This is a genomic window from uncultured Bacteroides sp. (assembly GCF_910585845.1).
Lineage (GTDB): Bacteria > Bacteroidota > Bacteroidia > Bacteroidales > Bacteroidaceae > Bacteroides.
This window is the reverse complement of sequence record NZ_CAJUHF010000007.1, coordinates 1-12,461: the sequence shown is the minus strand read 5'-3', so window position 1 is coordinate 12,461 and position 12,461 is coordinate 1. Positions and strand designations below refer to the sequence as shown.

The following is a 12,461-nucleotide window of genomic DNA, read 5'->3' as shown; positions in this document are numbered from 1 at the left end:
TAAAAGCATACAGGCCATGGAACGAAAGAAGATTACATTCGACAGTTTTATCCGTGCCGTCATTCTCGGCGCCATCCTTATCGGCATACTCATACTTCTAAAACGGCTGAGCGGAGTGTTGCTTCCTTTCTTCGTGGCATGGCTGATTGCTTACCTGATCTATCCGCTGGTATCATTCTTCCAGTATAAGTTGCGGTTAAAGAACCGGATCATTTCCATCTTCTGTGCCCTGTTCACCATCACGCTGATAGGAGGAGCTGCGTTTTATCTGCTTGTTCCGCCCATGATTCAAGAGTTCTTGCGGGTAAAGGACTTGCTGACTGTGTACTTCAGCAGTGCCCATACGGCAAGCAACGTTCCCGTCACTCTTTCCGAGTTTATCCGACAAAGCATTGATACGCATCTGTTAGAAGAGGTTTTCAACCAGAAAAACATACTGGACGTGTTGAAAGTCACTGTTCCCAAATTATGGACTTTAATCTCCGAATCCATCAATCTTCTATTCGGATTCTTCACCCTCTTTCTTATACTACTATATGTAGTGTTTATCCTGCTCGACTACGAAAGCATATCCCAAAACTGGACCTACCTGATGCCTACCAAACACCGAAGCATGGTGACCAACATCGTGAACGACATAAAAGATGGCATGAACAGATATTTTCGTGGGCAGGCATTAGTAGCCTTATGTGTAGGTATTTTGTTCAGTATCGGTTTCTTGATAATCGACTTTCCTTTGGCTATCGGTTTAGGCCTGTTCATAGGGGCATTGAACATGGTTCCTTACCTGCAAATCATCGGTTTCATCCCCACCGTCATGCTTGCCATCCTGAAAGCGGCAGATACCGGCGATAATTTCTGGATTATCATTGCTTCGGCAACAGCTGTATTCGTTGTGGTTCAGATTATACAGGACGGTTACCTCGTGCCTCGTATCATGGGGAAAATAACAGGATTGAATCCTGCCATCATTCTACTCTCCCTCTCCGTATGGGGTTCGTTAATGGGAATGTTAGGAATGATCATAGCTTTGCCGCTTACCACCTTGATGCTCTCCTATTATCAACGTTACATTATTAATAGAGAAAAGATTCCTCTGACAGAATCTACTGAAAATCAACCGACAAGAGATATTGAATAAAAATCATACAAACTTTTTTCCATATATCCCTTGCAATTTAAATAAAAGTGCCTATCTTTGCACTCGCTTAACAGCAATAAGGTCTGATTCGCTAGCTCAGCAGGTAGAGCACAACACTTTTAATGTTGGGGTCTTGGGTTCGAGCCCCAAGCGGATCACCAAAAATCAAGCAGTTATCTAATTTAGATAGCTGCTTTTTTCTTTATATACACTATATTTTGCTACGTTTGTGTAAACCAGTGTGTAAACCGGAAAACCGAATGAGCGAAACAATTAAAATTCCGACTTTCACTCCCATCATCTCTACCTGAATAGCCATAAGAAAAGGAATACACAGTAAACCGTATATTCCTTTAATCAATGACATATTCAAAATTAGAACTACATCTTTTCTATTTCTTCTTTTGTCAATCCAGTCGCTCCAATTATTAACCCTATGGAAGTCCCAGATGCTTTTAAATAACGAGCTACTTCTATGGACTTTTTTTCTCCTCTATTTATCACTGTTCCTTAACGATCAATACAGTCGCATACGCCGAAATCCCCTCTTCACGTCCCGTGAAACCTAACTTTTCGGTCGTAGTCGCCTTGATGGAGACATCGTCTTCATCCACTCCCATCACAGCAGAGAGGGTTCGTTGCATATCCGGAATATGCGACTTCAACTTAGGGCGTTCCGCACAAACAGTGGCATCAATATTCCCAACGGAATATCCCTTCGTTGCTATCAGTTCTACGGTTCTCTTCAACAAAATCTTGCTGTCGATATTCTTGAACTCCCCTGCGGTATCAGGAAAATGATAACCGATATCCCGCATATTGGCAGCTCCCAACAGGGCATCACAAATGGCATGAATAAGCACATCGGCATCTGAATGCCCAAGCAATCCCTTTTCATGCTCCAAGCGGATACCGCCCAACCAAAGTTCACGTCCCTCCACTAAGCGATGGACGTCAAAGCCAAAACCTACACGTATCTTCATATCGTTTTCTTTAGTTTTTTAGTTGAATAAGTCAGAATCATCTCCTGCGGCGTCCGAACAGATCCTTTATTCCGTCCAGATCGAACCCTAATGTAAAACGGAGTGTCTGGTCGAGCGGATTGCTCTGTGCCGTAGAAACAAGATAAGCTGCATCCAGCGAGAAGACATTCATCTTGAAGCCTGCACCGAACGAGAAGTACTTGCGGTTCCCCTTGTTTTCATGTTCCCAATGGTAACCGCCACGAACAGAGAACTGTTCATGATAGGTGTACTCCAATCCCAAAGACCATTGTATCTCCTGCAACTCTTCCTTGAAGCCACCTGGCGCGTCGCTGAAAGACTTGAAGATGCCTTTGATGGGAGAAATGTCATTGTAATCACGATCCAAACGCTCTTCATACTCTTCCTGCGATTCCTCTTCGCCACGGATGGGACGGGTAGGAACCATATACTTGTTGGCATCCAAACTGAAGCCAAGCGTATTGTAATCATCTATCGGAAACAACAACGAAGCACCCAAACGCAAGTTGGTGGGCAGGAACTGACTGGTATTTCCGCTATCGTATGAAATCTTCGTACCGATGTTGGAAGCATTCAAACCGAAGGAGAGCATGCACTCGCGCTGGGCAAGGATGACGTAATTCGTATAATAGAATGCAATATCGGCTGCAAAGGCCGAACCTGCCGACACATCTTCATCTTCCCGATATGCCAAGTCCGAATAGATGTAGCGCAAGGCTACCGCCGCCGAAAAATGTTCAGACAGCATCCGGGAGTAGGCCACATCCACAGCCATCTCGTATGGCTTGATGGTATAGCCCGGAGCATTCTCTCCCTGATTGACCGGCACTTCTCCCAAAGAGAAGTAACGCAACGAACCGCTGACAGCCTGATAGTCTCCGATGCGGTAATATCCCGCCAGATAGGCAAGGTCTATATCATTCACCAGTTTACGCAACCAGGGAGTGTACGAAACGGCTACTCCGGCACGACTGATGGTGAACGGATACTTTGCAGGATTCCAGAATTGGGAGTTCACGTCCGGATCGGTCGCCGCACCTACGTCTCCCATACCGCCTCCACGGGAATCGGGAGCGATGCCCAAAGAGTTGACACCGGTATTGACAGGGTTAAATTGGTTCTTCTCCTGCGTCCAAGCGCTTGCGGACAAGAGAGCCATGATGGATATTAAGATCAGTTTCTTCATACAATGTTAGTTTATATCACCACTCCTATTCCATAGAGCCGTCTTTTATAAAACTGCAAACCGCCTCATTTATTGTGACAAGATGATGATTTTCCGCGCTTTCGTACTTTCGCGACTGCCATCGGAGACGATGGAAGCACGATACAGGTACACACCGGGAGCAAGACGCTGACCGCCATTGCTGCACAAATCCCACTCCACATAGTAGGTCTGCCCCTCAGAGATGCCTTGTTCGAGGTGGGTCCACAGTTCCCGTCCCGAAAAGTCATACACCGACATACGCACGGCAAGTACAGAGCCGGGACGATTGTGAGAAAGTGTAAACGTTGTGCTCTCCCTTGCAGGGCTTTGCAGGCAGCCCACGGAGAGAAGTTCGGGGTGCAATCCGCGGACCACTTCAAATTCCAGCGTCTTCGTGGAAGAATTGTTCAATACGTCCCATGCACGGAAAGAAAGTGTATGTTTACCTTCGTCAAGGTCAGGTATAGAGAAATAAACCTGACCACGGGTATAGTCACCTGCCGTGGGAACGTAGTAATCGTTCAGATTATAGGTCAGCACCGCACTGCCGTCAATGCAAAGCGAAAGGTCGTGCCCTATGCCATTGCCCACTGTATTAATGCCGTCACGATCTTCCAACTCCGCTACAAAGAGAGGCGTATGGTTGGTTTGCCCGCCGGATTCAAAATCCGGTGTATTCAGATAGAGCCTCATCTCCGGTCCCGAAGTGTCCGAAGAGAGGTCATCGCTCGTACCGCCCACCAGAAAAGCATCGAAATAACCGCCCGCCTCATTGACGCAGTCGGCACTCAAAGCATAAAGGCTCAGCAAGCCCGCCTCGTCCGAATAGTTGATATCCAACGGAACGGGGAAAGTAAACTCGAAACGCCCCTGGCGGACAGAGTCACTGCCGGAGTAAAGCACCTTGCTGCGTTCCGTATAAGTATAAGCTCCCTCACCATGATTATCGAGAGTGGTGACCTGCGTTTTACTATCGAGCACCGTAGGATGCACCGTACCGGTAAAGTCTTCTGCCGGAGCGCCATCGGGTGTCAGGATATGTCCCCTGACGGTAATCTTGCTGCCCGCCTTCACCTGCGGAACGGCAACACCCTCTCCCGCAACATTCACTCCTGCAAATTCATCGATCTGTATCTGATAATCGGGATATGACAGGGTAAGTGCCGGATCACCGATCAACACAAAGTTCAGTTTGTTCTTGTCGTTTGCCAAGATCTCGTCGCACTTGGAGAAACGCATGATGTCGCCCAAGCGCAGGCGCTTGCCCTCGTGACGGGCGAAAATATGACGGAGAAAAGCCTGGTTCAGTTCAGAATTCCGCGCCGCATACACCACGCGCGAGGTGGTGAACAAAGCGATAGCTCCACCCTTGGCATTCAGGAAGGCGTATTCGCCTGCCGAAGTCTGTATGTCGTCGAAGCGGGTAAAGTCGCAGGTCGCCGTGATCCATAGCGGAAGGCGTGGAGAAGACATCTTGACGATATCACCCACCGTCAACAAGTTTTCTGCCGCCCAAGCCGAAGTGCTTCCATGTCCGGTATAGTTCACCACCAGCATTCCCTTGTCGAACATCTGGAGCAGGCGCTTCGTGGCCTCCGGATAGGTTTCTCCCGTAGCGGAAGTTTCGCGGCGGAAGGCGTCGGCATAAATGCGGTTGACAAGCAGAGAGGGATAATTCTGTTCGGTGTAGCTTGCCAATAGCTCCGCTTGGGAAACGTGCGTGTTGTCATCTCCGTCGTCGGACACATAGCAGACGATATGTTTCCAAGGACCAGCCTGCTTGTTCTCCATGTAGGCGATCGTCTTGTCGACTGCCGCCTTCGCCTCATCCGCCGTACGGACAGGGAAGCGCCCGATGCCGATGTCGAGCATGGCGGACGTCAGGTCGTCTCCCTCTTCATCATCCAGAAAGCCGAAGTAATCATCGGTTACGAATGAAGCGGTCTCTTCCACCGAGTTCTCCGACTGATAAGAGAGCAGGTAGTTCTCCTGCCGGAAACTTTTCCACGAGGAAGTCAGCATGCGGTTGTCAAAACTGCAATCTCCGAAAAACAGGAGATACTTGGGACGGTCGGCGTCGGTAGGGAAACGGTCGTAGAGCATTTTCATCAGTCGTCGGTAGGCTGTACCGTCCGGCGTACCGGAAGAGAATTCATTGTAGATTTGCGAAGCGGGAACGACCGTAATCGACAATCCGTCTTTCTCGCGGTGGGCTTGTGCCAATCGCTCCGCCTGTGCGGCAAGGTCGGTACGATCGGGAGTAATGATCATCATGTCCGTTGCTTCCAGTGCATGCAGGTTCTGGTTGGGCACGCTGCCTGCCGGTTCTGCCGCCTCAAAGCCGTCTGTTTCGGGGGTGACTGCCACAAACTCGCGCAGGTTTCCTGCGGGAATGGTGAACCGATAGGTACCGTCGTCTGCCCGGATTCCCTCTATCCTGCGGATGTTTGCCGGGTCGGTCACGTCCCAAACGATGGTGGAAGCCGCCGTACCGGAAAGGACGAAGGTGGTCTCCTTGCCAATGGAAGCCAAGGAACGGAAGGCGAGATAGGGTGCGTTCATTACCAGCTCGCGGGTATAATTCAAGGCGATGTAGTCGAGACGTCCCGACGTACCGGAGGGACGGGTATGGGTAACGTTCACTGTGACACTCTCCGAAGCGGGGTTTCCCTGCCAGGAGGTGTTGACGGCTGCCGTAGTAGCTTTCGTATAGTATCGGTTTTCGCTTGGGATAGCGGCAAGTCCGGCACTTCCTATCGGTGCGCCGTCCACTGAAACGGTGTAGGAAGTAGGCACTTCGAGGGAGCACGCAGCAAACAGGACAGTCAGCCATCCGGCACTTCCGGGCACAACGCCGGGCAGGTTCAGGGTGTAGTTCCTTGAATTTCCGGCCGCATAGTCATAATCCTCGTAGAGTTCCCTGCCTGTATTTGCCCAGCTGAATGCGTCTTTCTCGTACAGGGCGTAGGCATTGAAGGTGGTCAGCCGGTTGCCGGAAATGTCTTGCAAAGAGGTTTCCACTTTGGTTTCCAGTTCAGGAAGGTCTTCGCGGTCGGTCAGGAAGTAATACGCCTCGTCGGAGTAGAAGTTTCGTTCGCGGACGAAATAGGAGTTGCGTGTGTCGGGGTGCCAAGATACGGTGCCACGGGCATAGAAGAGCACCCCGTCCGACAGACGAAGCACAGGCACTTCCGGCAAGTCGGCTGCCGGATGTTCGTCGAAGCGTTGGGAGAGCAGGTATCCGCCATAACCGAAGACGCGTACTTTCTCCGGTCTGGAAAAGCCCATCTTCTTCAGTTCGGTATTCGTCAGCTTGAAAACTCCGGTGTTCCGTACGCGGACTTTCGCCCAACGGCCGGAAGCTAACAGTGAAGTGGTGCATTCCTTCAGCGAAGGTTTACTGGAAGAAGCCATGTCTCCCTTCCGGGATGCTTCGGCAGCAGAAAACGCCGTGTTGCGGACGGATGTATCCTCCACCCTCTCCTGTTTCGGGACGGGTTTTACCGACAGTTTAAAGGAGTTCAGCCGCTGGTAACTGCCTTCGCGACGAACCACAGGAACCAGACGTATGGAGAGAAAGCCGCGATGTGCGGAGACTTTGACACGGGAAGTAATCTGCGGAGATGCCGACAGGCCGTCCGCAAAGGTGCCATCCGCATCAGGAGAAAGACGCAAGCTGTCAAGCCGGGCTTGCAAGGCTGCCGACGCAACGTTATCCAATTTCTGGTATTCCGGGAACTCGATCTCCACCTGATAATCGCAGGAACGGAAACCATCTTCCAACGGGAACTCACGCGTCACCACAGGAAGGGTCTGCGCCGCAGGCAACTCCCGCCAGTCCAGCGTGACAAATTCCTGCGCCGAAACCGGAAGAAAGAGAACAACAAAGCAACAAAACAACCAGAAATTCCTGATAGACATACACAAACAAATTGACTCAACGAATATAAAAGTCGAGCAACTTATCTTCTCCGAGGTATCCCTGCAAGTGCTGTCCTATCTGTACCGGACCTACTCCAACGGGGGTTCCCGTAAACAATAGGTCTCCTATTTTCAGCGTCATGAAGCGGCTGACGTATGCAATGATTTCATCGACCTTGAAAAGCATGTCCGCGGTATTCCCGTGCTGCACTTCGCGTCCGTCTATTTCCAACCGGAAATCGAGTTGCCGCACGTCGCCTCCCGCCTGTTCCAAAGGGAGAAAGGTTCCGATAGCCGCCGAGTTGTCGAATCCCTTGCAGAGTTCCCACGGGTTTCCCGTCTCACGGAACCGGCGCTGCATGTCGCGGGCGGTAAAGTCGATTCCCACCGTCACCGCGTCATAATAGCGGCTGGCAAACCGCGGCGCAATGTTCTTTCCCAATCGGCAGATGCGTACCACCACTTCCGTTTCATAATGTACCTCATCCGAAAAATCGGGGATAAAGAAAGGTTTTCCATCCTTCAATATCGCCGAGTCGGGTTTCATGAAGATAACCGGCTCTTTATTTACTAACGTATGTCCCAGCTCTTTATTGTGCTGCGCATAGTTCATTCCGACAGCAATGATCTTCATTATCTGATTTCGTTAAAGTTAAGGCGGTTGAACATCACCGCCAAATGAGCATATAGAGATGTATTCTGAACAACGATATTTTCGGGCACACGGATACGGAAGGGGGTAAAGTTCCACACTGCCTTGATGCCTCCCGCTATCATTGTGTCCGTAATCTGCTGGGCTATCTCGATGGGAACGGTCAACACGCCGATATTGACGTCATATTCGCGCATCTGCTGCCCGAAGTCGTCGGAGTGGAAGATGGGAATGCCGTTCAGCGACGTACCTACCAACTTAGGGTTGACGTCGAATGCCGCCACGATCTCCAGTCCGAAATGGCGCAAGCCCGAATCACTCAGCAAGGCGCCTCCCAGGCTACCGACACCGAAAAGGAACGCCTTGTGCATATTGGTGAATCCCAGGAAGTTCTCAAGCACGGTGATCAGCGTGTCCACCTCATAGCCCACGCGCGTACGTCCGGAGATGTTCACGTAGGAGAGGTCTTTGGCTATCTGCGAAGCGTCTATATTGATCTCTTTGGATATCTGTGTAGAGGAGACAAAACGTTCACCCCGCTGTTTGAGTAGCTTGACATTGGACAAGTACCACGGCAACCGGCGCAAAGTAGGCTCCGGCACTTTCATGCTGTCTTTATATGGAATCGGCTGGTTCGTGGTCATATTCTTCATATCTTTAGGTTACGGACGGACAAAAATACGTTTTTTTCCGAAAAAGAACAGTCATACCAAAGAAAGTTAACATAATTTCTACAAAAGCGTTACTAATTCGCCAACGACATGGGAAGACTGACGGAAACTCCCGCCGAATGGAACTTCAGGCAGTCGAAACCCGCAAACACGCCTATCCGAACCGCATCGGACAGTCCGAGCGAATAGCCCAACTCGGTGTAAGGACGCCTTTCGTACCTCACCACGGAACGGAGATGAAGGGCCTCATCAAAAGCTTTCCGCGACAAGAAAGGAAGATGCTTCAGAAGCAGATACGGAGTGTACCAGGAGAGATTAGCCTGTGCCCAACGGGTATGGGTGGACAAGGCGTAGTTATCCATCAGGCTGAATCCGTTGTCGAAGGAACGTTCCGTGAACCAGATACGGGTGGAAGCGATATGCTTGAAATCGGGGAAGTACAGGTTCTCCGCTTCGCGGAACATACCAGCGTTGACGGACCAGTGCAGCCAGTTAAACATGCCGAACTCAATCTTTTGTTTGGCAGAGAACTGCATCAGGTGATAAGAGGTCTGATAACGGTCTCCCTCCATCGGAAAGGCACGGTCGTACTGCAAGGTAAACGTCGGATAGCGGGAAGGCTCGTATATCTTCCTGCCCTGGGACATGCGGTAGTAGTGCGCCGGAGTATATTCCAAAGCGAAAGAAGCTTTCAGTATGTCGTTCTCCGGCATCGGACGGTAGTCGCGGTTTGCGGGGATGTTCGGTTCGGCATCACGCTTAAACCAGCTGTGCCGGATATGATTGTCCAGCATCTTCCTGCGCTGCCAAGTGAGGGAGGAGGAGAAGAGCAATCCATTGAAAGGTTCTATCGCATGGTCCACAGTGAGGAACGTATTCTCGTAGAACTTCAGATGGTTGTGCCCGAAGAAAGAACTGGATATCGCGTTTATCCGGCGGGACTCACCGCTTTCCGAGTTGTAATCGGCGGAGAGGATTCCTCCGGAGAGGGAGAGAAAGCCCCTGTTGCGGGGAGCATAGCTCAAGGAAAGCTGTCCCTCTCCCGCCCACTCCTTCCGCGCGGTAGTATAATAGAAGGAGGGAACAAAGCGGAGCGTGGACGACGGGGAGAGTTTCACTCCGGTCTTCAGCTTGACTCCCAGCCAGAAACCGTCTACAAAGTTGTATTCGGGAATGTAAGAAGAGAGTCCGGGCAAGTTCAGCCAAGCCTTCTTATTGGCAGTCCTGAAGGTCCGCCCCCACACAATCGCATTCATCACCTGCCCGCCGCCTGTCTCCTTCTCGACTTTCTTGGGGGAGGGAGTATCCTGCAGGGCAAGTTTCTCTTCCTTATATTGATAGCTTTGCACCTCTTCGAGCCTCAGCGGCACACTGCGGACGGTGGTCCAATAGAGTGAGTCGCGCTTGTTGGCAAGCGAATCGACCTGGGTATCTTTGCGTCCGGCACTTGCCACGCGCTCATATTTGCGCTTCTTGGGTTGCGCTCCGTTGCTTGCGGTTGCGCTCTTCGCCGGCTTGACCGCATTTGTTTCGGTCGGGAGGGCCGTTTTCACCTCTTGATCAAGGTCTGTCCTCACCTCTTTATAATGGATTGCCGCCAGATAGGAGGCTTCCGCCTTGAAGCCCATGATATTGATGTCGGAAGACAAATTGATGGAGACGGGCATAAAGACAGAGGCTTTGACCTCCTTGCAGGTGACTTTAATCTTTGCCTTCATCCCGGTGGAACGTACCTGAAAATCGGCAGCGGATATACACCACAAATCTTCCACCACAAACAGGTCTCCTTCCATCAGGCGGTTATCATCTTTCTTGGGAATCACGCGTATCTTGTTGATCATCTGCCCCTCCTCCACAAAGCAGGCGTCAAGCCGGAAACGGTAGTAGGAAAAGGCATGTTTGCTCAGTGGGGAGACCTTGCCGAAGAGTTCGGGGGCATAGAGGTTGATCGTGGTTATGCCCATCTCCACCTGCATTTCTTCGGGAAATGAATTCCGCATAGCTAATATTTTATTGTTCCATGTGTTGGGCGCGGTGAAGTTCACAAGCTGTTGTTGCTCCAAGACGAACAACTTCCCGAGCCACTCCTTCGATTCGTCGCGCACCTCTTTAGAGAGTTTCAGCACGGCGGGAATGGATGTGCCTTTGCCCGTCCCTTTCAGATAGGTTCCGGCCGTATAGCTTTTGACTTGGGTGCGATGGTACGGAGCACGCGCTATCGCCCGACGCATCACGGCGTAGGCAGGGTCTTCCTTCCCTTTGGTGATGTTTACTTCCGGCAGGCTGTAGGTGCGTTCGGTAAGCACGATGTCCTTCTCGTAGTCCTTGCCGAGCATTTGGAAGGAGAAGCTTTGGGAGACAAACCCCAACGAAGATACTTCGCAGGTATATTGCCCGTCGGGCAGTCTCGTCTGGAAGTGTCCGTGTTCGTCAGTGGTCAGTCCGGACTGCCTCTCCCTCAGATAGAGAGCGGCATACGGAACCGGATTTCCGTTGCTGTCCGTAACGGTACCTTTGAAAGATTGTGCAAAGGAGAACACTGTGACCCAAAGCAACAAAAACAGCCCGACAAGTCGTTTCATGTTTCGTAAAATTAGAGTTAGTTCATATTTTCTATCGGCTTACAAAAGTCGCAAAATATTGCAAAACATCAAACAAAATATTACTTTTGTTTCCCAAAACAGAACGAATATGAAGAAAAATGATTGGAAAGAGCGGCTAAATGTCGTGTATTCCACCAACCCGGATTATCACTACGAGACGGAAAATGAGGAAGAAGAGTCCACGCTGATGCCCTCGCAGCAGAAATTGCGTGTCCAGTTGGACCGTAAAAACCGCGGCGGAAAGGTCGTCACACTGGTCACGGGATTCATCGGAACGGAAGATGACCTGAAGGAACTGGGCAAACTACTGAAGTTCAAATGCGGCGTAGGCGGAAGCGCCAAGGATGGGGAAATCATCGTGCAAGGAGATTTCAAACAAAAAGTCGTGGATCTGCTGAAAAAAGAGGGGTACACACAGACCAAGCCTGTAGGATAAACATCGGGCCAACACAGAAAATCATCAATTCTCCCGTATAGATAACACTTTGCTATCTATACGGGAGAATTTTCTAACAACACGTTATTCCAAAACTCCCCAAATAGAATCTGCCCGCACATTCCCTTGAGATATTCATGCAGAAGTAATGGCATAGAATGCAACTTTTCGTAATACTTATGCAGAAGAGCGGTTATCCACTACGAAAAAACCGCACTTTCAAGGTGGCGGATATATGATTACGACACATTAGATATATTGTTATGGCACATTAGATATATTGTTATGACGTATTAGATATATTGTTATGACACATTAGGTCTATAGATAGAAGAAATATGTGTCTTGATGGCTTCGCTAATCTTCTCCGCATCTCCTTTTGCATCAACAAGTCCAATCAACGTATCATCATCAGCGATACCCCACATGAGTTTTCCGCCAATGCGTTAGCAAAGGCACTTACATTTTTACACCAACTCTTCGGTTTCTTCACTTCCAGAGCCTGCTTCTTATCGTATTCTGTTGTTTCACCTATCAGTTGGCGTATATCAAGTTGTTTCATGCACTTATCATTACATATTGATTAGAACGAGTTCTTCAGATTCTTAAATAGCTTCCACTCACAGCGAACATTTTCTTGTGGGTAGTCGCGGATCATGTTTACTTTTTTATTATTCACTCTATATTGTAATCGGTAACTTTGTCTCGTCAAAAATCGGAAAAGTTAAATCGCCATGATTAGAAAAAAATAGCATTGTAATTTTGTAGCGCCAACTATTAATTACAATGCTATGATCGAGACTTCCAAATTAAAGAAGTATCTTAT

General features: G+C 49.7%; 9 protein-coding genes and 1 tRNA gene. 3 read left to right on the top strand and 7 right to left on the bottom strand.

Going from position 1 to position 12,461, the window contains the following annotated elements; all coding sequences use genetic code 11:
* The first annotated feature begins 16 nt into the window (after positions 1–16).
* Both QZ323_RS03460 and QZ323_RS03455 read left to right on the top strand, forming a co-directional pair.
* The gene (locus tag QZ323_RS03460) at positions 17–1,141 is read left to right on the top strand and encodes an AI-2E family transporter (RefSeq protein ID WP_294632795.1); all 1,125 of its coding nucleotides are present in this window, start codon (positions 17–19) and stop codon (positions 1,139–1,141) included.
* An 85-nt stretch (positions 1,142–1,226) separates the two neighbouring features.
* A tRNA-Lys gene (locus QZ323_RS03455) sits at positions 1,227–1,302 on the top strand.
* 339 nt (positions 1,303–1,641) lie between these two features.
* Here the strand turns inward: QZ323_RS03455 and ispF are convergent.
* The 6 genes from ispF to QZ323_RS03425 all read right to left on the bottom strand — a co-directional run bounded on the left by ispF (position 1,642) and on the right by QZ323_RS03425 (position 11,178).
* Positions 1,642–2,124: a 2-C-methyl-D-erythritol 2,4-cyclodiphosphate synthase gene (ispF, locus tag QZ323_RS03450; RefSeq protein ID WP_294632794.1), complete on the bottom strand. Its 483-nt coding sequence runs from the start codon at positions 2,122–2,124 to the stop codon at positions 1,642–1,644.
* A 37-nt stretch (positions 2,125–2,161) separates the two neighbouring features.
* Positions 2,162–3,331 (bottom strand): type IX secretion system outer membrane channel protein PorV, encoded by a 1,170-nt coding sequence (porV, locus tag QZ323_RS03445; protein ID WP_294632793.1) that lies wholly within the window; start codon positions 3,329–3,331, stop codon positions 2,162–2,164.
* Between the two features lie 69 nt (positions 3,332–3,400).
* Positions 3,401–7,273, bottom strand: coding sequence for a type IX secretion system sortase PorU (gene porU, locus QZ323_RS03440; protein WP_294632790.1), 3,873 nt, complete (start codon positions 7,271–7,273; stop codon positions 3,401–3,403).
* A gap of 16 nt (positions 7,274–7,289) precedes the next feature.
* Positions 7,290–7,907 (bottom strand): fumarylacetoacetate hydrolase family protein, encoded by a 618-nt coding sequence (locus tag QZ323_RS03435; protein ID WP_294632788.1) that lies wholly within the window; start codon positions 7,905–7,907, stop codon positions 7,290–7,292.
* Positions 7,907–8,569, bottom strand: coding sequence for a redox-sensing transcriptional repressor Rex (locus QZ323_RS03430; protein WP_294632951.1), 663 nt, complete (start codon positions 8,567–8,569; stop codon positions 7,907–7,909). Before QZ323_RS03430 ends, QZ323_RS03435 begins: the two co-directional genes overlap by 1 nt.
* Before the next feature lie 101 nt (positions 8,570–8,670).
* The gene (locus QZ323_RS03425; protein ID WP_294632787.1) at positions 8,671–11,178 is read right to left on the bottom strand and encodes a DUF5686 family protein; all 2,508 of its coding nucleotides are present in this window, start codon (positions 11,176–11,178) and stop codon (positions 8,671–8,673) included.
* Positions 11,179–11,287: 109 nt separating this feature from the next.
* Here QZ323_RS03425 and QZ323_RS03420 point away from each other — a divergent pair, with 109 nt between their 5' ends.
* Positions 11,288–11,635: a translation initiation factor gene (locus tag QZ323_RS03420; RefSeq protein ID WP_294632786.1), complete on the top strand. Its 348-nt coding sequence runs from the start codon at positions 11,288–11,290 to the stop codon at positions 11,633–11,635.
* A 397-nt stretch (positions 11,636–12,032) separates the two neighbouring features.
* Here the strand turns inward: QZ323_RS03420 and QZ323_RS03415 are convergent, their stop codons facing one another.
* On the bottom strand, positions 12,033–12,197 hold the full coding sequence (locus tag QZ323_RS03415; protein WP_294632784.1) for a hypothetical protein: 165 nt from the start codon (positions 12,195–12,197) through the stop codon (positions 12,033–12,035).
* Positions 12,198–12,461 lie beyond the last annotated feature (264 nt).